This window comes from Kribbella sp. NPDC051620, from assembly GCF_044453825.1.
In the GTDB taxonomy this organism is placed as follows: Bacteria; Actinomycetota; Actinomycetes; order Propionibacteriales; family Kribbellaceae; genus Kribbella.
In genome coordinates, this window is sequence record NZ_JBITDB010000004.1 from 1040707 (window position 1) to 1065909 (window position 25203).

The 25203-nt window shown below is 68.5% G+C and carries 24 protein-coding genes; 10 read left to right on the forward strand and 14 right to left on the reverse strand.

Annotated features, from left to right (window positions below; translation table 11 throughout):
* Window positions 1–51: 51 nt before the first annotated feature.
* The 4 genes from ACIA12_RS23980 to ACIA12_RS23995 all read left to right on the forward strand — a co-directional run bounded on the left by ACIA12_RS23980 (window position 52) and on the right by ACIA12_RS23995 (window position 4257).
* Window positions 52–735 (forward strand): DUF4190 domain-containing protein, encoded by a 684-nt coding sequence (locus ACIA12_RS23980; RefSeq protein WP_396369264.1) that lies wholly within the window; start codon window positions 52–54, stop codon window positions 733–735.
* 19 nt (window positions 736–754) lie between these two features.
* The gene (locus ACIA12_RS23985; protein ID WP_396369265.1) at window positions 755–1588 is read left to right on the forward strand and encodes a DUF4190 domain-containing protein; all 834 of its coding nucleotides are present in this window, start codon (window positions 755–757) and stop codon (window positions 1586–1588) included.
* Window positions 1589–1681: 93 nt separating this feature from the next.
* Window positions 1682–2725, forward strand: a complete 1044-nt coding sequence (gene ricT / locus ACIA12_RS23990) for a regulatory iron-sulfur-containing complex subunit RicT (RefSeq protein WP_396369393.1) — start codon at window positions 1682–1684, stop codon at window positions 2723–2725.
* 137 nt (window positions 2726–2862) lie between these two features.
* On the forward strand, window positions 2863–4257 hold the full coding sequence (locus ACIA12_RS23995; protein ID WP_396369266.1) for an alpha/beta hydrolase: 1395 nt from the start codon (window positions 2863–2865) through the stop codon (window positions 4255–4257).
* A gap of 32 nt (window positions 4258–4289) precedes the next feature.
* Here the strand turns inward: ACIA12_RS23995 and ACIA12_RS24000 are convergent, their stop codons facing one another.
* Complete coding sequence (locus ACIA12_RS24000) at window positions 4290–4868, reverse strand: hypothetical protein (RefSeq protein WP_396369267.1); 579 nt, start codon at window positions 4866–4868, stop codon at window positions 4290–4292.
* A gap of 136 nt (window positions 4869–5004) precedes the next feature.
* Between ACIA12_RS24000 and ACIA12_RS24005 the strand changes: the two genes are divergently transcribed.
* On the forward strand, window positions 5005–5334 hold the full coding sequence (locus ACIA12_RS24005; protein WP_396369394.1) for a sterol carrier family protein: 330 nt from the start codon (window positions 5005–5007) through the stop codon (window positions 5332–5334).
* A gap of 161 nt (window positions 5335–5495) precedes the next feature.
* On the opposite strand, the gene ACIA12_RS24010 is transcribed toward ACIA12_RS24005, so the two are convergent.
* The 4 genes from ACIA12_RS24010 to ACIA12_RS24025 all read right to left on the reverse strand — a co-directional run bounded on the left by ACIA12_RS24010 (window position 5496) and on the right by ACIA12_RS24025 (window position 8033).
* Window positions 5496–5816: a hypothetical protein gene (locus ACIA12_RS24010; RefSeq protein ID WP_396369268.1), complete on the reverse strand. Its 321-nt coding sequence runs from the start codon at window positions 5814–5816 to the stop codon at window positions 5496–5498.
* A gap of 230 nt (window positions 5817–6046) precedes the next feature.
* On the reverse strand, window positions 6047–6277 hold the full coding sequence (locus ACIA12_RS24015; protein WP_396369269.1) for a hypothetical protein: 231 nt from the start codon (window positions 6275–6277) through the stop codon (window positions 6047–6049).
* A 66-nt stretch (window positions 6278–6343) separates the two neighbouring features.
* A complete protein-coding gene (locus ACIA12_RS24020) occupies window positions 6344–7129 on the reverse strand; it encodes a hypothetical protein (protein ID WP_396369270.1) in 786 nt (261 codons plus the stop codon).
* 91 nt (window positions 7130–7220) lie between these two features.
* Window positions 7221–8033, reverse strand: coding sequence for a hypothetical protein (locus ACIA12_RS24025; protein WP_396369271.1), 813 nt, complete (start codon window positions 8031–8033; stop codon window positions 7221–7223).
* 62 nt (window positions 8034–8095) lie between these two features.
* On the opposite strand from ACIA12_RS24025, the gene ACIA12_RS24030 reads away from it, so the two are divergent.
* From ACIA12_RS24030 to ACIA12_RS24045, 4 genes are read left to right on the forward strand one after another with little or no spacing between them, the layout of a single operon-like run.
* Window positions 8096–9385, forward strand: a complete 1290-nt coding sequence (locus tag ACIA12_RS24030; protein WP_396369272.1) for an MFS transporter — start codon at window positions 8096–8098, stop codon at window positions 9383–9385.
* Between the two features lie 58 nt (window positions 9386–9443).
* On the forward strand, window positions 9444–10961 hold the full coding sequence (locus ACIA12_RS24035; RefSeq protein ID WP_396369273.1) for an FMN-binding glutamate synthase family protein: 1518 nt from the start codon (window positions 9444–9446) through the stop codon (window positions 10959–10961).
* 12 nt (window positions 10962–10973) lie between these two features.
* A complete protein-coding gene (locus ACIA12_RS24040) occupies window positions 10974–12698 on the forward strand; it encodes a thiamine pyrophosphate-dependent enzyme (protein WP_396369275.1) in 1725 nt (574 codons plus the stop codon).
* A 24-nt stretch (window positions 12699–12722) separates the two neighbouring features.
* Window positions 12723–13697 (forward strand): hypothetical protein, encoded by a 975-nt coding sequence (locus ACIA12_RS24045; RefSeq protein ID WP_396369276.1) that lies wholly within the window; start codon window positions 12723–12725, stop codon window positions 13695–13697.
* A gap of 7 nt (window positions 13698–13704) precedes the next feature.
* Here ACIA12_RS24045 and ACIA12_RS24050 read toward each other — a convergent pair whose 3' ends face one another.
* Window positions 13705–15228 carry a PLP-dependent aminotransferase family protein gene (locus ACIA12_RS24050; protein WP_396369277.1) on the reverse strand — a complete coding sequence of 508 codons (1524 nt, stop codon included), beginning with the start codon at window positions 15226–15228 and terminating at the stop codon, window positions 13705–13707.
* A gap of 109 nt (window positions 15229–15337) precedes the next feature.
* On the opposite strand from ACIA12_RS24050, the gene ACIA12_RS24055 reads away from it, so the two are divergent.
* On the forward strand, window positions 15338–16822 hold the full coding sequence (locus ACIA12_RS24055) for a CHAD domain-containing protein (RefSeq protein WP_396369278.1): 1485 nt from the start codon (window positions 15338–15340) through the stop codon (window positions 16820–16822).
* Window positions 16823–16928: 106 nt separating this feature from the next.
* Here the strand turns inward: ACIA12_RS24055 and ACIA12_RS24060 are convergent, their stop codons facing one another.
* The 8 genes from ACIA12_RS24060 to ACIA12_RS24095 all read right to left on the reverse strand — a co-directional run bounded on the left by ACIA12_RS24060 (window position 16929) and on the right by ACIA12_RS24095 (window position 25202).
* Entirely contained in the window at window positions 16929–18560 is a 1632-nt protein-coding gene (locus tag ACIA12_RS24060) for a cation acetate symporter (RefSeq protein ID WP_396369280.1), read from the reverse strand.
* 8 nt (window positions 18561–18568) lie between these two features.
* On the reverse strand, window positions 18569–18913 hold the full coding sequence (locus ACIA12_RS24065) for a DUF485 domain-containing protein (RefSeq protein ID WP_396369281.1): 345 nt from the start codon (window positions 18911–18913) through the stop codon (window positions 18569–18571).
* Between the two features lie 321 nt (window positions 18914–19234).
* A complete protein-coding gene (locus ACIA12_RS24070) occupies window positions 19235–20782 on the reverse strand; it encodes a cation acetate symporter (RefSeq protein ID WP_396369282.1) in 1548 nt (515 codons plus the stop codon).
* Window positions 20783–20828: 46 nt separating this feature from the next.
* Entirely contained in the window at window positions 20829–21176 is a 348-nt protein-coding gene (locus tag ACIA12_RS24075; protein ID WP_396369283.1) for a hypothetical protein, read from the reverse strand.
* Between the two features lie 136 nt (window positions 21177–21312).
* On the reverse strand, window positions 21313–22062 hold the full coding sequence (locus tag ACIA12_RS24080; RefSeq protein ID WP_396369284.1) for a LytR/AlgR family response regulator transcription factor: 750 nt from the start codon (window positions 22060–22062) through the stop codon (window positions 21313–21315).
* Between the two features lie 9 nt (window positions 22063–22071).
* Complete coding sequence (locus tag ACIA12_RS24085) at window positions 22072–23202, reverse strand: histidine kinase (RefSeq protein ID WP_396369285.1); 1131 nt, start codon at window positions 23200–23202, stop codon at window positions 22072–22074.
* Between the two features lie 17 nt (window positions 23203–23219).
* Window positions 23220–23954 (reverse strand): metallophosphoesterase family protein, encoded by a 735-nt coding sequence (locus tag ACIA12_RS24090; RefSeq protein WP_396369286.1) that lies wholly within the window; start codon window positions 23952–23954, stop codon window positions 23220–23222.
* A gap of 60 nt (window positions 23955–24014) precedes the next feature.
* Window positions 24015–25202 (reverse strand): hypothetical protein, encoded by a 1188-nt coding sequence (locus tag ACIA12_RS24095; protein ID WP_396369287.1) that lies wholly within the window; start codon window positions 25200–25202, stop codon window positions 24015–24017.
* Between the last annotated feature and the right edge of the window lies 1 nt (window position 25203).

The following is a 25203-nucleotide window of genomic DNA, read 5'->3' on the forward strand; positions in this document are numbered from 1 at the left end:
CCAGGCTGACCTGGACTCCCCAGTGTCGTTAACCCCCGCGAAGGATGCTCTTTGACCCAGCCGCCCCCGCCGATCCAGCAAGGACCGGTCCAGCACGGGCGGACTCCGCTTCCGTCGGCCGAGTCCTGGCTGGAGGGCGTGCCGACACCCGCGCAACGTCGGCTGGATCGCTATGCCGTCGCGGCGTTCGCGACCAGCCTGCCGGGGCTGGTGCCGCTCGCGGCGGTGCTCGGGCTGGTCGGGATCCGGCGGATCCGCAAGTCGGGTGCGCGCGGGCGGGGGCTGGCGATCGGCGCGCTGGTGATCTGCGGGTGCTGGCTGATCGCGCTCGGGGTCGCCGCCGCGCTGAACCTGTACGGCGAGCGCCGGGCCGGCATCGGGCGTACCACGGGCATCTCGCAGGTGGAGGTGGGGCAGTGCTTCGACGCCGATCTCGAGGTGGCGACGCTGCGCCAGGTGAAGATCGCGGACTGTGCGGTGCCGCACACGGGTGAGGGGTACGCGAAGGTCCGGGCGACGTTGACCGGGCTGGCCGCGGACCAGCGGACAGCGGCGGCGACGCAGCAGTGCGCGACTGCTTTCCAGAGCTTCGTCGGCAAGGCGTACGAGCAGTCCGAACTGGACATCTACTACGTCGTACTGGAGGATCGTGCCGTTGCTGACGGCAACGTGCTGTGCATGGTCGGTAAGCCCGGCGAACAGTTGACCGGCTCCATGCGCAATTCTCAGCGCTAGGGGGCCAGCAGTGAGCAATATGTCCGAGCCGGATCCGGACCGTCCGCAGGACGACGTGACGCGACCGCTGCCGACCTCCGGTGAGCCGGAGACGGCCGAGTATCCGCAACAGTCGCCGCAGTCGCAGTCGCAGTCGCAGGCACCGCAGCCGCAGGACGGGCAGGCGCAGTGGCCGCGGTATGGGCAGCCGGAGCAGCCGCAGTACGGGCAGCCGGAGCAGCCGCAGTACGGGCAGGCGCCGGAGTATGGGCAGCAGCCGGAGTATGGGCAGCCTGGGTATGGGCAGTCGTCGCCGTACGGGCAGTCGGAGCAGGCGCAGCAGCCGCCGTACGGGCAGGGGCAGGCGCCGCAGTACGGACAGCCGGGGTATGGGCAGGCGCAGCAGCCTGGGTATGGGCCGCAGTACGGGCAGGCGCCGCAGTTGGGGCAGGGGCCGGGGTATGGGCAGCCGCAGTACGGGGCAGCACAGCACGGGCAGGGGCAGTACGGCCAAGGGCAGTACGGGCAGGGACAGTACGGCCAGGGACAGTACGGGCAGTCGCAGTACGGGCAGGGGCAGTATCCGGGGCAGGCGCCGGCGGCGTACGGGTATGGGTATCCGGGGGCGCGGGGCGACAAGACCAATGCGCTGGCGATCGCCTCGCTGGTGTGCGGGCTGGGCGGGCTGGTGGTCGGGATCACCGCTCCGATCGGCGTGATCCTGGGCATCATCGCCCTGGTGCAGATCAAGAGCAAGAAGGAGTCGGGCACCGCGATGGCCGTCGTGGGCATCATCGTCGGCGGCCTGATCACGCTGATCGGCATCGTCCTCATCCTGGCCGTGGTGGCCTTCGGCGACGCCAACGACTTCTAGCGAAACCACCTCCGACTTTTCCAGCGAAACCGCACACCCGGGGCCGTAGCGTCCACCACAGGACGGTTTGCCACGTACTCTGGCGCGGTGGGCATGGTGATGGCGGTGTCGTTCGAGCGGTACGGGCGGCTGTACTACCTGGACCCCGGCCCGCACAGACCGCGGGTCGGGGACAAAGTGCTGGTCCCGACCGATGACGGGCCCGAGGTCGCCGAGTGCGTGTGGGCGCCGCAGTACGTCACCGAGGAGATCGGTGGGCTGCCGCTGTGTGAGGGCGTCGCTACGCCGGCTGACCTCGACCGCGACGAGCAGAACCGGCAGCGCCGGGCCGATGCGCGGCTGACTGCCAAGCGGTTGATCCGGGAGCACGGGCTGCCGATGAAGGTGGTCGGCATCGACTTCGTGGACCGGCGGCCGGATGTCGATCAGCTGGTGATCGTGTACTTCTCCGCGCCGCACCGGGTGGATTTCCGGGAGCTGGTCCGGGATCTCGCCCGTGGGTTGCGGGCGCGGATCGAGTTGCGGCAGGTGGGTGCGCGGGACGAGGCGCGGCTGCAGGGTGGGATTGGGCCGTGTGGTCGGGATCTGTGTTGCGCGACGTTCCTGAAGGACTTCGAGCCGGTCAGTGTGCGGATGGCGAAGGACCAGGATCTGCCGCTCAATCCGCTGAAGATCTCCGGTGCTTGTGGGCGGCTGATGTGCTGCCTGAAGTACGAGCACCCGTTGTACCAGGAGTTCAACGCCAAAGCCCCAGCCGCTGGTACGCAGGTGGAAACCCCCGCCGGTGACGGTGTTGTAGTCGGCCACAACGTCCCGTCGGACACGGTAGTAGTCCGCCTAGCCGCCTCCGGCCGCCGCTGCGCCTGCAGCCGCGCAGACGTCTGCTCCCCCCGCCAACAGTACGAAGCCTCCGACACCACCACCCCCGACGCGCCCGCGGTCGAGCCCGTGCAGTCGGTGCAGTCGGTGGAGCTGATCGAGCGGCCGGCGACCGCTGAGCCGGAGCCCGAGGTACAAACGGAGCCGGAGAGCGATCGGCCTCGTCGTAAGCCGCGTCGGCGTCGCAGGTTGAGTCAGGGTGAAGGTGACAGCACAGTGCCGGAATCGGACGAGGGTACGGGAGATAGTTCGCTGTGATGATTCGTCGGGCGACTGTGGTTGTGGTTGGGCTCGCAGTGCTGGTGGCGGGGTGTGGGGTGGCTGGTCGGGCGCAGGATGCTGGTGGGGGTGGCGGGAGCGCGCCGAGTAGTGCGCCTAAGGGGCCGGCTGGGCCGGTGCCTGCGGGGTTGGAGAAGTTCTACAACCAGCAGCCGGACTGGGAGCGGTGTGGGTCGGGGAATCAGTGCGCGACGATCAGCGTGCCGCTCGACTACAGCAAGCCGGATGGGAAGACGATCGAGTTGCGGGCGCGGAAGGTGCTTGCGCGGGATCGGGCCGGGCGGATCGGGACGCTGTTCATCAACCCGGGTGGGCCGGGAGCATCTGGGCAGCAGTTCGCGGCGTCGGCTGGGTTTGTGCTGGGGGCGCCGCTGCTGCGGAAGTTCGACGTGATCGGCTGGGACCCGCGTGGCGTCGCCGACTCGACGCCGGTGCGTTGCCTCGACACCGAGCAGCTCGACAAGTTCATCGCCACCGACGGCAGCCCGGACGACGACGCCGAGATCGACGCGCTGAACACGCAGGCCAAGGCGCTCGCTGACGGTTGTGAGCAGCGCTCGGGCGACCTGCTGCCGCACGTCTCCACCAAGGATGCCGCCCGCGACATCGACGTACTGCGCGGAATCGTCGGCGACCAGGAGCTGTACTACCTCGGGATGTCGTACGGGACGCTGCTCGGCGCCACCTACGCGGAACTGTTCCCGAAGAACGTCGGCCGGCTGGTGCTCGACGGTGCGGTCGACCCGTCGAAGTCGTCCGAGGACAACAACCTCGCGCAGGCCAAGGGCTTCGACACCGCGCTCGACGCCTTCGCCGAGGACTGCGCGCAGCGGTCCTGCCGGCTCGGCAGTACCAAGGCCGAAGTACTGGCGAAGGTCGACAAGCTGATCAACGACAGCGACGCGACTCCGCTGCCGGGTGACGGCGATCGCGAGGTGACGCAGGCGCTGGTCGTGCTGGGCGTGATCTTCCCGCTGTATCTGAAGGACTACTGGCCGCGGCTCGAGGATGCGGTCGTCGACGGCATCGCGGGCAAGGGCGCGCGGCTGCTGGCGCTGGCCGACGAGTACACCGACCGGACGCCGAAGGGCTACGGCAACAACCAGAACGAGGTGATCTACGCGGTGAACTGCATCGACCGCCCGGATCTCACCTCGGTCGCGCAGGGCAAGGCCGAGGCGGCGAAGTTCAAGGCCGCGTCGCCGCGGTTCGGCTCGTTCCTGCTCTGGGGCTCGCTGCCGTGCGCGAACTGGCCGGTGAAACCGGAGGACAAGCCGCACAAGATCACCGCGGCCGGTTCGAAGCCGATCGTCGTGGTCGGTACGACGCGCGACCCGGCGACGCCGTACGACTGGGCGGTCGGCCTCGCCGGGCAGCTGGAGAACGGCGTGCTGATCACCCGGGACGGCGACGGCCACACCGGCTACAACGAGGGCAACCAGTGTGTCGACGACGCGGTCGAGACCTACCTGCTGAAGGGCACGCCGCCGACCAGTGACCTCAAGTGCTGATCGGCGGCGTCCCGAAGTACTAGCTCGAGGTACTAGTTCGGGCGGGTGTCGCCGACGTCGGTGCCGGAGATCTGCAGGGTGTCGATCGCCTTCTGCAGGACGGCGCGCAGGCCGGCCTCGTCCTGCGGGCGGCCGCCGACGGTGATCTCGACCAGCGTGCGCTGGCCGTTGGCGGTCGGGCGGAAGCTGGACAGGCCCATCCGCGGGCCACGGGTCTGATCGGTGTAGGTGTAGATCAGCGTGCCGTCGTCGCGGCTGATCACCTGCAGGTCCTTCTCGTCGATGCTCTTCTCGCGCGCGGCCACCAGCTCGTCCGGCGTCTGCTTGCTGCCGCGGGTGTCGAAGCGGATCTGCCAGACGCCGGTCGGATCGACGTACTTCGGTCTGGTGTCGCCGGTCGCGCTCTTCCAGCCGGTGGGGATGTCCGCGGTCGCCGGCGCGTCGTCGGCGCCGAACGCCTGCGACGTGAACTGGAGCGAGTCGGCCTGCAACCCGTCGCCGGTCTTCGGCGTCTGGGTCGGCTGACTCGTCACCACCTGGCTGGACGGGCTGTCACCGCCGCGTGAGTTGATCGCCAGAACGGTGCCGAAGACGGCGACTCCTACGGTCATTCCCGCAAGCGTCGCCACTAGCGCCTGGTGCCTGGGCGTGAGCATCCCGACCTCGTTTCCGCGTCTCGGTGCGCAGCTCGATTATCGGGTACGAAGGGGGCGTGAGCGAAACCGCGTACCGTAAGCGCCTGTGGAGATGGACGAAGCACTGCGCCGGTACGACGCCGGCGACGCCGGACGGACCGAACTCAAGCTGCTGGTGAAGGAGCTGCTGAAGCTCCTCGTCGCGAAGGCGCCCGGCCACGCGGTGGAGGTCCGCGTCCCGCCGTACGGGGCGGTCCAGTGCATCGAAGGCCCCCGCCACACCCGAGGTACCCCCGGCGCCGTCATCGAAATGCCCGCCGACATCTGGATCCCGTTGGCCCTCGGCAGGGTCACTTGGTCGGATGCACGTCTGACGGGCAAAGTCCGGGCCTCCGGAGAACGCACTGATCTCACCAACCTCCTCCCTCTCCTCCCCAACTGAAAGTCCGCCGCGGCGCTGCGCGCCGCGGCGGACGATGTTGAAGAGGGCGGGCCCAACTGGACTGGGCTGTTGGTAAGTGCAGGGCTTGGAGCCCTGGCCAGGTGACCAGCTGGTGGTGAGTGCAGGGCTTGGGCCCGGCTAGCTGGCGGGGGTTGGCTGGGCTACTTGGCGGTCCAGACTGTGGTGCGGCCCCAGATTAGGTTGAGGGTGCCGGTGTTGGTCAGGGTCAGGACTGCGTCGTGAGGGGTGGCTTTGGCGGACCAGAGGGTCTGCTTGCCGGCCGAGAGGACGGCGAAGCCGCCGAGGTCGCCGCCCTGGACGAGGGCGTAGGAGCCGGGGTGGCCGGCGGTGTTGCTGTGCCAGAGGACGGTCTTGCCGTTCTTCAGCAGCTGGAGGTCGCCGGTCTTCTGCATCTTGAGTGAGTAGATGTGGTTCGGGGAGACCATCACGTTGTCAGTCCGGAGCGCCTCCGTCTGACCCATCCGGCCGAGGATCATGTGGTGGTTCCAGATGGCGATGCCACGCGCGTTGTAGAGCGACAGGATGCCGTCGTTGTGGATGATGAGGTTGGCGTTGGGCGCGTACGTGCCCAGCTTCCAGATCGTCGTCCGCCCGTAGATCAGGACCAGATTGCCGTCGGTCTGCAGCCGCAGGACCGCACCCGGCTTGGAGACCGGCGTCGTCCAGGTCGCGTTGTAGCCGGGGCCACGGGTCAGCTCGGCCCACCCCTGGGCGTCCTGAGCAGGTACTTGCCGTCGTTCGACCGCAGGTACTGGCCGACCTTCAGCGACTGACCCGGCTTCAGCGTGTCGGAGACATACGAGGCCTGAGCAGTGGACGTGGTGGCGGCGCTGGCCGGTGCGACCGCCAGTACCGCAGTACCGGCGATCAGTGCCGCGGCAGAGGCGGCGAGAGCTGCGGTGGCGCGCAGTTTGTTCTTCATACGAGTGGATCCCCCTAGGTCAGAAGCTTTCACCCGTATGACGCCACCGCAGCCCGCATGGTTCGATCAGTGCAGCTTCTTCGCCACCGTGCGCCCACGGATCAGCAGCAGCGAACCGTCGTCGCGGAGCTGGAGTACGGTGCCGGGCATCTTCGTGACGACCGACCAGGTCGGGATGTTGAAGTTGTTGTAGACGGCGAAGGTGCCGTCCGGCGTCAGCCTGGCGATCGAGTCCCGGGTCTTGCTGGGGTCCGGCGCCCGCCACAGCAGCGTCTTGTTGTTCTTCATCAGCTCGAGATCGCCGTTCGGACGGATCTGCACGGTGTAGACCCTGGACGGCGAGAACAACGACATCGCGATGTCGCGCGGGCCGGCCGGCAGGATCTCGCTGCCCGCCCACAGGGTCCCGATGATCATGTGGCGGTTCCAGACCGACTTGCCCTGCGGGGTCAGGATCTTGAGCAGGCCGTCGTTGGGCAGTACCAGCTTGGCGTTCGGGCTCTTGGCGCCGGCGCTCCAGACCTTGGTCCGGCCGTAGATGATGCTCAGGGTGCCGTCGGTCTCCATCCGCAGGACGGAGCCCTTGCGCTCGGTGTTGATCGACCACTCCCTGGTCGAGCCCGTTCTGATCAGCTCCAGTACGCCGGTGGCCCGCATCACGAGGCTCCACTGGTGGTCCTTGGAGCGGATGTACTGACCGGCGGTCAGCCGCTGACCAGGCAGCAGCTGGTCGGCGATCGCGGTCGTGGCGGTCGTAGCGGTCGTCGTGGTCGGGGCTGCCTGGGCGGGTGTGACCACCAAGGCGGCTGCCGTCGCGAGCGCGGCAGCGAGAACTGCGGAGAATGCCTTCATCTGTCAGACGGTAGGGCTTCCGGCGGGCCAACAGACCGGACCGCCGTTGCAGGTTGATGCAACGGCGGTCCGAGTAGTGCGGGGGTGGTGGTCAGCGGCCGCCGGTGCCGCTCGCCCAGACCGGCGTACGGCCGTAGACGACGACCAGGTTGCCGTCGTCCTGCATCTGCAGGACCGAACCCTTGCGGGTCGTCCTGCTGGACCACAGCGGCTTCTTGGCGGCGGAGTAGACGACGAAGTTGCCGTCGGTCTGCATCGTCGCGAACGCGCCCTTGCTGATCGTCCGGGTGCTCCAGATCGGTGTCTTGCCGTTCTTCACGATCACCGCGTTGCCGTCGGGCTGCATCTGCAGCCGGAAGATCCGGTTGTGCGAGTACAGCATCTGGCCGGTCGGCAGTACCCGGCCGGCGCCGAGAGTGACCATCACCATCCAGCGCGACCAGGCTGCCTTGCCACGCGAGTTGTAGATCACCAGGTTGCCGTCGTTCTGCACGGCCAGGGTGGCGTTGGTGCTGCCGTGCGTGCCGCTGGCCCAGACCGGCGTACGACCGGAGATGACGACCAGGTTGCCGTCCTTCTGCATCACGATCGCCGACGACTTCTTGTTCGTCACCGTGCTCCACACCGGCGTCCTGCCGTTCTTGTACAGCACCGCGTTGCCGTCGGCCTGCATGATGAACGTGTAGACGCCGCTCTTCGAACGACGGTACTGCCCCGGCTTGAGGATCTGACCGGGCTTCAGCAGGTCGCTGACCGCGGTCGCGGCGGTAGCACTCGACACCTGGGTGGCAGCGCTGGTGTTCGCCTGCGCGACTGTCGGGACCAGCAGCACGGTGCCGGCGACTGCCGCACCGGTGGCGAGAACGGCCAACGCCCGGGCACGGGCTTTGAGATTCGGGATCATGCGGCCGACAGTAGGGCGGAAGTGGGTTCATCGATGGCCGATACAGGTGTCACTATGTGCCAGTGGCAACAAGTTTCCGCACCCGGCTGGCCCGTCTGAAGATCGATCTGACGCCGTGGCGGGGGTCGCGGGACTTCCGGATCCTGGTCGTCTCCGGCTCGGTCTTCTTCCTCGGCGGCATGGTCGGTTACGTGGCGTTGCCGTTCCAGCTCTACCAGTTGACCGGCTCGAACTTCGCCGTCGGCGCGATGGGCCTGGTGACGATCGTCCCGCTGGTGATTTTCGGCCTGTACGGCGGTGCGCTGGCCGACCATGTCGACCGGCGCAAGATGCTGGTCGCGACCGGCGTCGCGCAGGCGCTGATCTGCGCGCTGATGCTGACCAACTCGCTGCTGGCGCATCCGCAGGTCTGGCTCATCTACGTCTGCGGCGGGTTGAACGCGATCGCCACCTCGCTGCAGCGGCCGAGCCGGGAGGCACTCTTCCCACGGGTGGTCAAGCACGACGAGATGGCCGCGGGTGTGGCGTTGATGTCGCTGACCATGCAGATCGGCCAGCTCGCCGGTCCCGCGCTGGGCGGCGTACTGGTCGGCACGGCCGGGGTGAGCTGGGCGTTCGGGATCGAGCTGACCGGCCTGGTGATCGCCACCAGCCTGTACGCCGGGCTCGGGTCGTACAAGACGAACGAGCACAGCAAACCGCCGAGCCTGCGCGGGATCGGCGAGGGCATCGTCTACGCCTATCGCCGCAAGGATCTGCTCGCCACCTATCTGGTCGACATGGTCGGGATGTTCCTGGCGATGCCGATCGTGCTGTTCCCGGCGTTCGCGACCGACATCTTGAAGGAGCCGAAACTGCTCGGTCTCCTCTACAGCGCCGAGGCGATCGGCGCGATGTGCGCCAGCCTGACCAGCGGCTGGGCCAAGCGGGTGCATCACCAGGGCCGGGCGGTCGTCTGCGCGACGATCGTCTGGGGCGCGTCGGTCGGGATCGCCGGGCTGGCACCGAACATCTGGTTCGCGATCGGCTTCTTCGCGATCGCGGGCGGCGCCGACATGGTGTCGGTGCTGTTCCGGTCGGTGATCTGGAACCAGACCATCCCCGACGAGATGCGCGGCCGGCTGGCCGGGATCGAGATGCTCGGCTACTCGCTGGGCCCGCTCGGCGGTCAGGCGCGCTCGGGGCTGGTGGCCGACCTGACGACCGTACGGACCGCGATTGTCAGCGGCGGAGCGCTCTGCGTGGTGGGAGTCGTCGGTACTGCGGTGTGGTTGCGGCAGTTCTGGCGGTACGACGCGCGCACCGACGAGCACGCCGTCCGGCAGCGGGAGTTGCGGACCGAATCGACGTAATCGGCCCGCAAGGCGTTCCTGCCGGGCGTTGCGGGAGCGAGCGGGTAGCTTCGGGAGCATGGTGCTGCTCGTCGTCCTGCTCGGCATCGTGGTGCTGCTGATCGCGGTCGGCATCCATGACGTGGTCCAGAAGAAACACTCGATCCTGCGGAACTATCCGGTGATCGGGCATCTGCGCTTCCTGCTGGAGAAGATCCGGCCGGAGCTGCAGCAGTACTTCATCGAGCGCAACTACGACGGCCGCCCGTACGACCGCGACACCCGCTCGACGATCTACGCGCGGGCGAAGGGCACCAACGAGGAGCAGCCGTTCGGGACCGAGCGGGACGTGAACGAGATCGGGTACGAGTACCTGGTCCACTCGACCGTGCCCCGCCCGGTGGCGCGGGAGATTCCGCGGGTCAGGATCGGCGGGCCCGACTGCACTTCGCCGTACGAGATGGCACTGCTGAACGTCTCGGCGATGAGCTTCGGAGCGATCAGCGCCAACGCGATCGAGGCGCTCAACCGGGGCGCGGCGCGCGGAGGCTTCGCGCACGACACCGGCGAGGGCGGGATCAGCGAGTACCACCGCAACGGCGGCGACCTGGTCTGGGAGATCGGCAGCGGGTACTTCGGAACGCGCGACGCCGATGGCGGATTCGACCCGGAGCAGTTCCGCGACAAGGCCGCCGACGACCAGGTCAAACTCGTCTCGCTCAAACTCAGCCAGGGCGCGAAACCCGGCCTCGGCGGAGTACTGCCCGGCGCCAAGGTGACTCCGGAGATCGCAGCCGTCCGTGGCGTGCCGGTCGGCAAGAAGGTCGTCTCACCGCCGTACCACCAGGTGTTCTCGACACCGCGCGAACTGGTCTTGTTCATCGCCCGGATGCGCGAGCTGGCCGGCGGCAAACCGACCGGTTTCAAGCTCTGTGTCGGCTCCCGCACCGACGTGCTGGCGATCTGCAAGGCGATGGTTGCCGAGGGCATCACTCCGGACTTCATCGTGGTCGACGGCGCCGAGGGCGGTACCGGCGCGGCGCCGCAGGAGTACGAGGACCACGTCGGCACGCCGCTGACCGAGGGACTGATGACCGTGCACAACGCGCTGACCGGCGTCGGGCTGCGGGACCGGGTGAAGATCGGTGCCAGCGGCAAGGTCGCCACCGGCGTCGACGTCGTCAAGCGGATCCTGCAGGGCGCCGACTACACCAACGCGGCCCGCGCGATGATGATGGCGACCGGCTGCATCCAGGCGCAGACCTGCCACACCAACACCTGCCCGGTCGGCGTCGCCACCCAGGACCCGCGCCGGATGCGCGCGCTCGACGTCGCCGACAAGACCAGCCGGGTGGCGAACTACCAGCGCGAGACCGTCGCGTCGGCGATGCAGGTGATCGCGTCGATGGGGCTCGACGGCCCGGACCAGCTCGAGCCGCGGATGCTGCTCCGGCGGATCGACCACACCCGGACGGAGAGCTATGCCGAGCTCTTCGATCACCTTGCGCCGGGACAGTTGCTGGGCGGCATTCATGACGTGTCGAAGGCTTGGGCCCGGGACTGGGTACAGGCGGATCCGGACGTATTCAGACCATAGGGAGCTGCTGCTGTGAGTACTGTCGCTGAGCTACTGGTGGAGTCGCTGGCCTCGCATGGCGTCACGTCGGTGTGGGGTGTCGTCGGCGATGCGCTCAACCCGGTCACCGATGCGATCCGGCGCGAGGACCGGGTCGAGTGGATCGGCGTACGGCATGAGGAGGCGGGTGCCTTCGCTGCCGGCGCGCAGGCGTCGCTCACTGGTCGTCTGGGGGTGTGCATGGGGACGGTCGGGCCGGGGGCGATCCATCTGCTCAACGGCCTGTACGACGCGGCCAAGTCGCGGGTGCCGGTGTTGGCGATCTGTGGGCAGGTGCCGCGCGAGGAGATCGGCAGCGACTTCTTCCAGGAGGTCAACAACGACGTGCTGTTCGCTGACGTCGCCGTCTTCACGGCGACGGTGTCCACTGCCGAGCAGGCGCCCGGGCTGATCGAGCAGGCGGTCAATGCGGCGCTGGCGGAGCGGGGTGTCGCAGTACTGTCCATCCCTGGTGACGTCGGCGGTCTGGAAGTGCCGCACGGTACGCCGGTGCCGCGGTTCCTCGAGCCTGCATCGCATTCCGTGCCTGACGCGGCTGAGCTGTCGCAGGTGGCGGCTGTGCTCAATGCTGCCGACAACGTGACGCTACTCGTCGGCGCCGGGGCTCGGGACGCGCTGCCTGAGGTGCAGGAGCTCGCCAGCGTTTTGGCCGCTCCGGCGGTGCTCACGCTGAAGGCCAAGGAGCGGTTCGAAGAGAACCTGCCGCAGGAGGTCGGACAGTCGGGGCTGCTGGGCAATCACGCGAGCAAGGTGGCTTTCGACGGGTGTGACGTGCTGTTCCTGGTGGGGACCGACTTCCCGTACCGGGAGTTCCTGCCGTCGGGGAAGACCGTCGTGCAGCTGGATCTGCGGGGTGCGCACATCGGGCGGCGGGTACTGGTCGATCACGGGCTGGTCGGGCATGCGCAGCCGACGCTGGCGCAATTGCTGCCGCTGCTGCACCAGAAGACTTCCACTGCGCATCTGGACAAGGCGCGGAAGTCGTACGCGGCTTGGCGGGAGCGGCAGGTGCAGTTCACGGATCCTGCGTTCGACCGGAAGCCCAAGGGGTTGCTGCGGCGCAAGGTGGACAACCCGGACGCGCGGATCCGGCCCGAGCTGCTGGCGGCGGCTGTGGATCGGCATGCCGCTGACGATGCGCTGTTCACGAGTGACACCGGGATGTCGACGGTTTGGCTGGCGCGGTACGTGCGGATGCGTGGGGATCGGCGGTTGATCGGGTCGTACAACCTCGGGTCGATGGCCAACGCGATGCCGCATGCGCTGGGGTTGTCGGCGGTGGATCGGTCGCGGCAGGTGGTGGCGTTCTGCGGTGACGGCGGGTTGTCGATGCTGTTGGGGGACCTGATCACGGCGGTGGCGTACGAGTTGCCGGTCAAGTTGGTGGTGTTCAACAACGGGCGGCTCGGGATGGTCAAGCTGGAGATGGAGCAGGTCGGGTTGCCGGAGTACGGGACCAAGCTGGCGAACCCGGATTTCGCCGAGGTGGCCAGGGCGATCGGGCTGACCGGGATTCGGGTCGAGCGGCCGGGTGACGTGGATGAGGCGGTCTCACGCGGGTTGGCGACTGGGGGGCCGGTGCTGATCGACGTACTGACGAATCCGGACGAGATCGCGGTGCCGCCGTCGCCGACGGTGCATCAGGGGTGGGGGTTCGCGATCGCCAAGACGAAGGAGTTCATCGAGAGCCACGAGTAGGGCCTGCGGTTAGGCTCTGTGACCATGCGTACTCGGTTCGTGGTCGCTCTGGTCGGCAGTACTGCGTTGCTGGCCGGGTGTGGCGGTCCTGGGGGCGAGACGGCGCCCAGTGTGCCGCCGCTGGTGTCGGTGAGCACTACGCCTACCGAGACGCCTAGCCCGACGCCTACGGAGACGCCGAGTACGCCGCCTACCTCCAAGGTGGCGGACACCTTGTGCGTGCGGATGAACCAGGCGCTGGTGCAGTCGACGCTGGGTGTGCCGGTGGTGCGGATCCAGCCGAAGCCGGTGCTGCCGGAGCTCGGCTTCCCGACGTACGACCAGTGCCAGCTGGGGTTGAGCACAAACTCGTCCGGTCCGGTACTACGAGTCGGCACGTCCGTCTTCTACGCGACGGCCGTGGACCTGGCGGCGGTCCGCAAGGCCTACGACGCCACCAAGGGGGAGCCGGCCAAGCCGCTGACCGTCGGGCAGGGCGGATTCGCCACGAGCCGCTTCGTCGTGTTCTTGGCCGACGGCAAGCTGCGCAAGATCAGCGGGCCGCCCGCGACGCCGGCGAAGTACGCAGTACTGGCCCAGGACGCGGCCCAACAGACCGGGGGCCTTCCAGAGCCCGCGCCGTACATCACCCGCCCGGAGTGCGAGCGCGGCACGTCCGCCGCCACCAAGGTGATGGGCATCGAAGCCTCAGTCCGCCGCGACAGCGAAACCGACGCCGGCGACATCGTCTGCGCCTGGCTCACCAAGACCCGCGTCCTCTACTCCAGCGCCCGCCGGGTATCCGACGCCCAGGCCGTCACCACCCCCATCAGCAAGCTGCCGACCTCCTTCCCCATCCCCCTGGGCGACGAAGGCTACGTAGACACCGCCACCGGCCGCGCCATCATCCGGGTAGGCACCGACAAACTCATCGACCTGGTCCCCCTCCCCGCCGGCACCACCGACAAAGACAACATGATCGCCTTCGCCCTAGCCATGTCCGGCCTGTATACCCGCTGACCGAGGCTCAACTGACGTCTTTGTGAGCCTTGGCTATCAGGGTGATGGCTTCGGTGAGTTCGGTGGGGGTGCGGGCGGCGTAGCCGAGGACCAGGCCGGGGGATCGGGGGTGTTGGTGGTGCCAGGAGAGGGGTTGGGTTTTGACGCCGCGGGCCAGGGCGGCTGATGCCAGGGCGATGTCGTCGAGGGTGTCCGGGAAGGTGATGGTGAGGTGCAGGCCGGCGGCGGCGCCGTGGACTGTGGCTGTGGGCAGGTGGTTGCTGATGGCATCGATCATCGCGTCGCGGCGGGCGCGGTGACGGCGGCGGACGAAGCGGAGTTGGCGTTCCAGTTCGCCGGATTCCATCAGGTGGGCGAGGGTCAGTTGGGGCAGGCCCGCGTTGCCCAGGTCCGCGTGGCGTTTGGCGGCGATCAAGGCGCGCCGGTTGCGCGGCGGCGGCAGCATCCAGCCGATCCGCAGGGCCGGGGCGAGGAGCTTGGAGATGCTGCCCGTGTAGATCACCTGCTCGGTGAGCATGCCGCGGATGGCGGGCACCGGCGGCCGGTCGTACCGGTGTTCGGCGTCGTAGTCGTCCTCGATGATCAGCCCGCCCTCGATGGCCCACTGCATGAGTTCCCGTCGCCGTTCGCCGTCCAGTACTACGCCCGTCGGGAACTGGTGCGCCGGTGTGACGAGGACGGCTGGGGCACCGGTGTCACGCAGTACGTCGACCCGCAACCCGCTGTCGTCGACCGGGACGGGAGGGGTGCGCATGCCCCAGATCTGCAGGTGCTGGCGGGAGCCGAGTGAGCCCGGGTCTTCGACGGCCAGTTCGGTGATGCCGTCGCTGCCGAGTACCTGGCAGATCAGTGCGAGAGCCTGTGAGACACCCGCGACGATGATCAGGTCGGTCGGGTCCGCCTTGATCCCGCGGTTGCGCGCCAGCCAGTTGGCGACTGCTAGCCGCAAGGCCGGCGTACCGGCTGGGTCTCCGTAGCCGAAGGCTGATGCGGAGAGGTCGGTCAGTACTGCCCGCTCCGCCTTCAGCCAGGCGGCCCGGGGGAACGCGGCCAGGTCCGGCACCCCGGGCGTCAGATCGATCCGTGCCGGCGCCGCTCGCATCGTGTCGAAGATGTCTTGATCCGGATCAGCCAGCGTGAGCTGCCCAACCCGCGCCCGCTGTGTCCCGTCCACCGACAACCCAGCAAGGCCGACAGGTGTGCCGGGCGGCTCTTGGAAGACTGCAGGTCGGTCGATGGGAGCGGCCGCTACCGTCGTGCCGGCCCGGCCTCGGGCGGTGATGTGGCCGTCTTCGGTCAGGCGTTGATAGGCCTCGGTTACGACGCCTCGGGAGACCTGGAGTTCGGCGGCCAGTTGACGAGTAGCCGGGAGGCGGCTCCCCAGGGCCAGGCGGCCGTCTGCGATTGCCGTGCGGAGTTCGGTGGCCAGCCATTCGGCGAGGCCGCCGGGTGGGGCGTTCTCGGGTCGGAGCTGGAGGAAGTCGGCGCCGGCTTTGGACCTACCGGCAGCGCGATGATTGGACCTGTCCACGGGACCATTCTGCGCGCACCTTGGAGGTGAGGGAACTACCGAGTCGGAGGTCGGAATCTTGACGCTGAACCGGGTGTGCCGGGTTGGGTGCGGCTGGTAAACAAGGTGCATGTCGCCGACCGAACAGCTTGAGATCGAGACCAAGTACGACGTCGACGAGCACGCGATCCTGCCGCTGCTGCTGGAGCTGCCGGGAGTCGCGAGCGTCGCGCAGCCCGTCGAGCTGGACCTGGAGGCCGTGTACTTCGACACGGCCGGCCTCGACCTGGCCGCCAACAAGGTGACGCTCAGACGCCGGACCGGCGGCGAGGACGACGGCTGGCACGTGAAGCTGCCGATGGCCGCCGGTGAGCGGCTCGAGATCCGGCACCCGCTCGGCAAGTCGGCGAACAAGGTGCCGGTCCAGGTGGTCCGGAGCGTCCGCGTGCACGCCCGCGACCGTGAGCTGGTCCCGGTGGTGACGCTGTCGACCCGCCGGATCGTGCATCGGTTGCTGGACGCCGAGGGCGAGGTGCTCGCCGAGATCGCGGACGACCACGTGACCTCGACGGTCGACGGCGAGTCGGAGAGCTGGCGGGAGTGGGAGGTCGAGCTGGTCAACGGCGAGGCCGACCTCCTCGAGGCAGCCGAGCCGCTGTTGCGCTCCGCCGGCGCCACGCCCGCGTCCGGCCCGAGCAAGCTGGCGCGGGCGCTCGGCGACCGGGTGCCGAAGCGGGACGCCTGGGAGCTGCCGAAGAAGCCGACCACGGCCGACCTCTTCCGCGCCTATGCGCTCGCGCAGGTGCAGGCGATTCACGAGCGCGATCTCGGTGTACGCCGGGACGTGCCCGACTCGGTCCACAAGATGCGGGTCGCGACGCGGCGGCTGCGGTCCGCGCTGGCGACGTACCGGCCGGTCATCGATCGCGAGGTCGGCGACCGGTTGCGCGACGAGCTGAAGTGGTTCGCGGGCGAGCTGGGTGGCGCGCGCGACGCCGAAGTACTGCGTGAGCACTTCAGCACCGCGGTCGACCAGCAGCCCGTCGAGCTGGTGATGGGCAGGGTCGGCGCCTACATCGACACCCATCTGCGGTCGGTTTACAAGGCCGCCCGGGTCGAGGCGCTCGCCGCGCTGGAGAGCGAGCGGTACTTCCGTCTGCTCGACGCATTGGACGAACTCGTCGCGAACCCGCCGCTGATCGGCGAGACCCGCAAGGCGTCCAAGCAGCTGCCCGAGCTGTTGAAGCACGACTGGAAGCGGATGAGCAAAGCCGTCCGCCGGATGGAAGCCGCCGAGGACACGGCCGAGCAGGACCACGAGCTGCACGAGGTACGAAAGGCCTCCAAACGACTCCGGTACGCCGCTGAGTCGGCCCTCCCGGTCCTCGGCGACGAGGCGGCCGGCCTGGTGTCGCGGGCCAAGGAGGTCCAGGAGGTGCTCGGCGACCATCAGGACAGCGTGGTGGCTCGCGACTTGTTGCGGCTGCTCGCGGTACAGGTGTTTCTGGATGGCGGGAATTCGTTCAGCTACGGCCGGCTGCATGCTGCTGAAGAGCAGCGTGGTGAGGCTTCGCGGATCGCGTTCCTCGAACTTTGGCCGTCGCTCAAGCTCTGAACAAAGCGAAAAACCCGGAGGGCCAAGCTGGGTGCTTGGCCTCCGGGTCTCGGGGTGAAGCTGTCAGGCAGGTTCGCGACGTTTCAGCAGGGCCTGCCTGACAGGTCTAGTGGGTGGTTGCCTTCTCGGCACCCGCGCCGGTGAGCGAGCGGACCTCCATCTCGGCGAACTTGTCGATGTTGGTGCCCTCCTTGCTGGTCAGCGTGCCGATGATGCCGAGCACGAAGGCCAGTGGGATCGAGACAATGCCCGGGTTGTCCAGCGGGAACCAGTGGAAGTCGATCCCGGTGTCGGTGATCATCGACAGACTCGCGCCGGTCTTCTTGTCCACCTTGCCGGAGACGACCGGGCTGAAGATGATCAGGAAGATCGCCGAGCCCAGACCGCCGTAGATGCTCCAGAGCGCGCCCCGGGTGTTGAAGCGCCGCCAGAACAGGGAGTAGAGGATCGTCGGCAGGTTCGCCGACGCCGCGACCGCGAAGGCGAGCGCCACCAGGAAGGCGATGTTCTGGCCGTTGGCGAAGATGCCGCCGATGATCGCGACCGCGCCGATCACGACCACGGTGATCCGGGCGACCCGGACCTCGCCGTCGCCGCTGACCTGGCCCTTCTTGATCACCGAGCCGTAGATGTCGTGGGCGAAGGACGCGCTCGCCGTGATGGTCAGGCCGGCCACGACCGCCAGGATCGTGGCGAAGGCGACCGCTGAGATCACGCCGAGCAGGATCTCCCCGCCCAGTTCGTACGCCAGCAGTGGAGCCGCCGAGTTCGCCTTGCCGGGAGCCGCGCGGATCTTGTCCGGCCCGACCAGCGCGGCCGCGCCGTACCCGAGGACGAGGGTGAACAGGTAGAAGATGCCGATGATCCAGATCGCCCAGCTGACGCTGCGACGAGCTTCTCGCGAGTTGGGGACCGTGTAGAAGCGCATCAGTACGTGGGGCAGGCCGGCCGTACCGAGTACCAGTGCCAGCCCGAGCGAGATGAAGTCGAGCTTGCTGATCCCCGTTGCGCCGTACTGGAGACCCGGGCTGAGGAGCTTCTCCCCGGCGGCGGGACTCTTGTCCACGGCGGCGCCCAGCAGGCCGGACAGGTTGAACGTGTACTTCGCGAGCACCCAGATCGTCATGATGCCGGCGCCGATCACCAGCAGGACCGCCTTGACGATCTGTACCCAGGTGGTGCCCTTCATGCCGCCGACCAGCACGTAGGTGATCATGATCGCGCCGACGACCGCGATGACGATGTTCTGTCCGGCCTTGCCCGAGACGCCGAGCAGCAGGGCGACCAGGCCACCCGCGCCGGCCATCTGGGCCAGCAGGTAGAAGAAGCAGACGCCGAGCGTCGAGATGGCCGCGGCCATCCGGACCGGACGCTGCTTGAGCCGGAACGACAGTACGTCGGCCATCGTGAACCGGCCGGTGTTGCGGAGCAGTTCGGCGACCAGCAGCAGGGCCACCAGCCAGGCCACCAGGAAGCCGATTGAGTACAGGAAGCCGTCGTACCCGTTCAGGGCGATGGCGCCGGCGATACCGAGGAACGATGCGGCGGACAGATAGTCGCCGGCGATCGCGATGCCGTTCTGCGGGCCGGTGAAGGACCGGCCGCCGGCGTAGAACTCGGCCGCGCTGCGGTTGTTGCGGGAGGCCCGGATCACGATGGCCAGAGTGGCCACCACGAACAGCGCGAAGATCGCGATGTTCACCTTGGGGTCCCCGACGGTTGCCAGGGGCAACAGCATTGGCGCGCTCACTGGTCGTCTCCCTCGATCTGGTCACGCAGGTGCTTGGCGTCCGGGTCGAACGACTTGTCGGCCCAGCGGACGTACAGCAGCGTGATCGCGAAGGTGGAGACGAACTGGCCGAAGCCGAACAAGAGCCCGACGGTGATGTTGCCGCCGACCTTGTGCGACATGAAACCGTGCGCGTAGTCGGCGAGCAGGACGTAGAGGAAGTACCAGGCCAGGAACAGCCCGGTCATCGGGAACACGAAGCGCCGGAACCGGCGACGCAGCTCGGAGAAGTCCGGCGACAGCTGGACATCCCGGTACGTCGTCAGTTCCGGATCGCCGGCCGCGCGGCGCGTATCGCTCATCGCGGGACCTCCAGACGGAATCAGGCCGGGCGGAAGAACCGGCACGCAGGGTTGCTGCTCGTACTGTGGTCCAGCTCACTCTCACCCAACAGCACCGAACCGCACCGAGCGCCCAGTGGCGCGCACCCTTCGACCGGCGGCGGACCCCCCTGCGACAAACGGTCCAATTCCCGCGACGAGCGGCCGCCACCCCGTCGGGCACCGCGTGTCGGGCTGCTCGCGATTTCAGGGGTTCACCCCTCATCTGGTGGGTTGCCCCCCGTGATACCGGGGTGGTAACCCACCACTTCGGGGGTTAACCCCCGCAATGGTGGCGATGGGTCAGGGCGAGGGGAGGCCGCGGTCTACGTCTACTGCTTCGGGGGTGTGGAGGCGGACCATGCTGCGGGGAGTGCCGCGGGGGATTTTCTGGGGGGTGAGTTTGGAGATGGTGATGACGGTGATGAAGGCCAGCGGCATCGTCCAGGCGGCGGGTTGGGCGATCAGGGCCTTCGGCCAGCCGGCGTGGGGTGGGCCTAGGACGTTGAACAGTACTGCGGTGATCGCGGCGACTCCGCCGACGATCAGGCCGGCCGCGGCGCCGACGGTGGACATCTTGCGCCACCAGATTCCGAGCACCAGCAGGGGACAGAAGGTCGAGGCGGCGACGGCGAACGCCAGGCCGACGGTGTCGGCGAGGCTGAGTGCGCCGGTGATGTTGAAGGCCACGTAGGGAAGGGCGATCGCCAGCAGGGCCGCGATCCGGAAGCTGTTGACGGCCAGGTAGTCGCCGCCGGTCAGCCGGTGGAGGCGGTTGCGGAGGAGGTCCTGGTCGATCACGCCAGCGATGGCGACGGTCAGCCCGGATGACGTCGACAGGAACGCGGCGAAGGCTCCGGCGGCGACGAGTGCGCCGAGCAGATCGCCTGCTGTACCAGGGAAAATGCGGCCAGGCAGCTCGAGGACGACGGTGTCGGCGCCGCTGCCGATCAGGTCAGGCGCGAAGGTCCGGCCGAGGATGGCGTACAGGGGCGGGAAGAGGTAGAAGGCGCCGAGCAGGGCCAGCACGACGACCGTCGTACGGCGGGCCGCGCGGCCGTCGGGGTTGGTGTAGAAGCGGACCAGGACGTGCGGCAGGCCCATGGTTCCGAAACAAAGGGCCAGGAGCAACGAGTAGGTCGCGTAGAGCGGGTGGTCGCGGCCGCCTGCTCGGGAGAGCGGCTCGGCCCATTCAGCGCCGGCACCTTGGAGGGAATGCAGGACGCCGACAGGGTGGTCACCCGAGCGCCAGGCGATGAAGATGACGAAGATCGGCGCTGCCAGGGCGGTGAGCTTGAGCCAGTACTGGAAGGCCTGGACGAAGGTGATCGAGCGCATCCCACCGGCGGCGACGTTGATGACCACGATGAGCGCGACCAGGGCGGCGCCGACGGCGGGAGGTGCGCCGGTCACGGTATGGACGGTCAGGCCGGCGCCGCGGAGTTGGGGGAGCAGGTAGAGGGTGCCGATGCCGACGACGAGGCAGGAGCAGATCCGGCGTACGACGGCCGACTCGAAGCGCGTTTCGGCGAAGTCGGGGAGGGTGTACGCGCCTGAGCGCCGGAGTGGAGCCGCGATCAGGACGAGCAGCATCAGGTAGCCGACGGTGTAGCCGACCGAGAACCAGAGCATGTCGGCGCCGTTCACCAGCACCAGGCCGGCCACACCGAGGAAAGATGCCGCTGACAAGTATTCGCCGCTGATCGCGGACGCGTTCCAGCGTGGCGTGACGGCCCGGCTGGCGACGTAGAAGTCGCTCGTGGTGCGGGAGATCCGCAGCCCGAACAGCCCGATCCCGATGGTTGCCGCGATCACCAGTCCGATCGCGGTCAGACTCATCGCCGGGTTCATGCTGTGCTCCTCGACCGAGATCCTGTGGCACTTGCGGCGCGGAGCACTACTTGCGCCCGACGAACTCGGTGAACTCGGCTTCGATGCGTTCCGCGTGGCGGACGTAGATGCGGGCGGCGACGTAGACCACGGGGTAGACGATGACGCCGAGCAGGAGCCATGGCAGGGGGATGCCGAAGATCGGCAGGGTGCGGGTCGCGGGGACCAGCAGGAAGAGCAGGGGCAGGCCGCCGAGGGTGACGGCGGCGCCGGCGATGACGGCGAGGGCGAGCCGGAGCTGGGACTGGATCAGCGAGTTCATGTAGACCTCGCCGACCCGGGTCTGCTCGTCGATCTCGCGGGTGCCGGTGTGCGCCGTCATCCGGCGCGCGGCGCTCGTCCGTGGGCTCGTCACACGCACCCGCCGGGGCGGCTGCTCCGGAACGCTCATCGTGGTGCCCCAGGGCCTTGGTTGCGCCCTCTGTCCTTCCTAACTAAGTCTAACCGCGAGGGCCTCCCAGCCGGCTGGGTTATCCACAGGGTGCTCACAGTCAGCCCCTCAAGGAAGTTGAGCGGACCAGGAGGTCGCGGAGTTCGCGGGTGTGGCGGCGGCTGACTGGGAGCCAGTCGTCGCCGACTCGGACGGCGCAGCGGCCGCCGTCGACGCGCATTTCGTCGACGTGGGCCAGGGCGACGAGGGTGCTGCGGTGGATGCGGGTGAAGCCGGCGTCGCGCCAGCGCTCCTCCAGGGTGCTGAGCGGGATCCGGACCAGGTGCGAGTTCTGGCCGGTATGAAGCCTGGCGTAGTCGCCTTGCGCTTCGACGTACCGGACGGTGGACCGCTGGACGAACCGGGTGACGCCGGCCAACTCGACCGGGATCGTCTCGTCGTCCGTGGACTCCGCCTGCGGTGGTACGGCGGTCGGTGTACCCAGGTTGACCACCCGACGCACCGCGTCGCTCAGCCGCTCGGCCCGGACCGGTTTCATCACGTAGTCCGCCGCGTCCAGCGCGAAGGCGTCGACCGCGTGTTGGTCGTACGCCGTGACGAAGACGATCTGCGGCCGGCTCTTGAACTTGGACAGGATCCTGGCCACCTCGATCCCGTCCAGGCCGGGCATCTTGATGTCGCAGAACACCACGTCCAGGTCGCCGTCCTGCAGGATCTTCAGCGCCTCGGTCCCGTTCGAGGCGGTCTTGATCTCGCCGATCCGGGGATCCTGGCGCAGCAGGTAGACCAGCTCGTTGAGCGCCGGCTCCTCGTCATCAGCAACGAGGGCACGCAAGGGAGAGTCGGTCATGCGGCCAGACTAAGCGGACGCGTGCACCCCTGAGGAGTATTTGGGCACCCGGAAGCTGACCTTTGTACCGGCCTCCGGGGCGGTCTCGACCACCAGGCCGTAGGCGTCGCCGTAGACCTGGCGCAGCCGGGCGTCGACGTTGCCAAGGCCGACCGAGTCGCCGCTCGACTCGCCGGCCAGCGCGGCGCGGATGACGTCGGGATCGCTGCCGGCCCCGTCGTCCTCGACGCTGATCTCCGCCTCGAGCCCGCGGTCCTGGGCGCGGATGGTGATCCGGCCGACGCCCGAGGTCCCGTCGAGGCCGTGCCGGACAGCGTTTTCGACGAGCGGCTGGACGACCAGGAACGGGATCGCCACCGACAGCACCTCGGGGGCGATCAGCAGTGACACCTTGAGCCGCTCGCCGAACCGGGCCTGCTCCAGTACGAGGTACCGCTCCACATTGCGCAGCTCGTCGGACAGCGTGGTGAACTCACCGCCGCGCCGCAGCGCATACCGGGAGGAGTCGGCGAACTCGAGCAGCAGCTCCCGGGCACGCTCGGGGTCCGTCCGGACGAAGGAAGCGATCGCGGCCAGCGCGTTGTAGATGAAATGCGGGCTGATCTGCGCCCTGAGTGCCCGCAGCTCCGCCTCCATGGCACGGGTCCGCTCCTTGTTGAGCTCGGCGAGCTCTACCTGGCCGGAGACCCACCTGGCCACCTCCTCGGTCGCCCGGACGAGTGCTGCCGACGAGCGAGGGCTATAGGCGACCAGTACGGCCACTACTCGGTCCTCGGTGACGATGGGCGCCACTACCGCAGTACGGATTGGGCACTGCGGGTCGCCGCACGCCACATCGTGGATACCCAGTACTGCGGTACGCCCCGTGCGCAGAGTCGCCGCCGCGAGCCCCTTGACGTCCCCACGGTGGTTGCTCTCGTATGGACCGCCAACCCCGTCCCAAGCGAGTACGCCGGAGGAGTCGCAGATGGCGATGGCCGCTGTACCGAGGAGGTCGCGCAGATGCTTGCTGGCCTTACCGGCCGCCGCCGGAGTCAGCCCCTCGCGCAGGCTCGGGGTGGCGAGGGAGGCGGTGTGCAGCGTCGCGTACGTCGCCTTGTCGGCCGGTGTGCCGAAGTGCTTCCGTCGCCGCGCGAACATGCCCTGACGGTAGCCGCTCACACCTCCGAGCGCGGCCTGAACGCCTCTAGCGCCTCGGTGTCGGAGTAGTTGGAGCGCAGGTACGCGTCCAGCCACTCCTCGATCCCCGGGTACGACGAGTCCTTGGCCAGCTGGTCCGCAGCGGTGTCCGGGAGCACGGTACGACGCAGCTGGACACCCCCTGGAGTCAGCAGCGCCCAACTGGCGCCGGGTGCGCCGTACGGCATGCCGACACTGCCTGCGTTGACCACCAGTCGCCGGTCGACCTGCCGGGCGAAGGGCATGTGCGTATGCCCGCAGACGACCGTCCTGACCTCTTCCGGTACGCCGCCGAGCACCGTCGCCCATCTCGCGATGGGGCTGTCGACCAGCACCATCTCCTCGTCATCCCGAGGCGTCGCATGGCAAAAGAGGGTGTCGCCGAGTGTCACCTGCGTCGGCAGGTCGGCGAGCAACGAGACCTGGTCGGCCCGGAGTTGCGAGGCGGCCCAGGGGCTGACCGGGTCCGGTGGATCGCCCTTGAACGACCCACGAGCCATCTCCACCAGCTCCCGGTCCGCATTGCCCCGCACCCACACGGCCCGCTCGCCCAACCCCACCAGGAGGTCCAGCGTCTCCACCGGCTGCGGCCCGCTGGCGATGTCCCCCGCCAGCACGATCACATCTGCGGCAGCCACATCCGGCTCGGCCAGTACTGCCTCCAAAGCAGGCAGTACACCGTGTATGTCGGCCAGCACCACGATCCGGTCCATCTGGGTAGTCTGCCGCCGATCCGTCCCGGCCAGGGCGCTCGTTAGCTGCCGGCAGACAGGTCAGGAGCCGAGGTGGACGTTGCTGTGCGGCGTCAGCGGGGTTGCCAGCTCGCAAGCGCCGGTGGTGATCGTGCAGCGGATGATCCCGCGCTGGCCGTACCCGTCCTCGCCGCCGCCGTTCAGGGCGTCGGCGACGATGAGCAGGTGCTGGTCGTCCTCGGGGACGGTCTGGAAGAAGCAGCTCTTCCACTGCCGCAGGATCACTCCTGTCTGGGCATCGAGCGCAGTGGCGGTCCCGGAGCAGTAGCCGTCGGCGTACGCGTCGCCGCCGAACGCGGTCCTGGCGTCCGGGGTGAACCCCTCGATGGCGCTCTCGCAGGTCTTCCAGAGCCGCTTGCCGGTCGCGAGCTCCTTGACGTCCGAGCAGGATCCACTGTCGGAGATCAGGCCCATCGAGACGACCAGCCGGCCGTCCGAGGAGATGCCGGTGGGCGAGGTGACGTCGAGCTGCGTGGCCTTTGCCGCGCCGGGCGTCCAGGAGTAGAGCTTCGATCGTCCGCCTTCGGTGGTGGCGTACTCGAAGTAGACCTTGCCGTCCACGACGGACAGGACGCGCAGGCCCCACGCGTTCGGCAGTTCGAGCTTGTGGCTGTCCAGGCCGCCGTTGTCGGAGTACACGGTGCCGCCCTTGAGGGCTTCGCTCTGGCTGCCGGTCCGGGTCGCGGAGTACGCCGCGATGGTCGCGTCAGCGCTCGTCACCAACGTGGTGACGTCCGGGACCCGCTCGACGGAGCCGGTCCCTGGTCCGAGCTTGAGCAACTCCGTCCCGAGGCCCTTGGTGACGACGGCGAGCACCCGGCCGTTGACCCGGGCGATCTGCTGGATGTCCGCCTTGCCGGGAATCGTCTCCGGTCCGCCCGCGCCGCCGTTGACCACCCGGCCGACGAGGTACGCCACCTGGGGATCGCGGCCCCGGGGCAGTTTGGCCAGGTTCAGGGTGATCTTGACCGGTCCGGACGGCTTGTCCGGCGTCGTGCTGGGCGTGCTGGGCGTCAGCGTCGGTGTCTTCGAAGGAGTGGCCGGCGGCGCGGTCTTGGTGCCCGGAGCAGTCGCCGACGCGGACAGCGGCGCCGCCGTCCCGCCCTCTGAGCGCGGCCCCTGCTGATAGGCGACGACGCCGCCGATCACCACCGCGGCGACCGCGACGGCGGCGACGAGCACGACCAGCCGGCCGTTCTTCTGCAACATG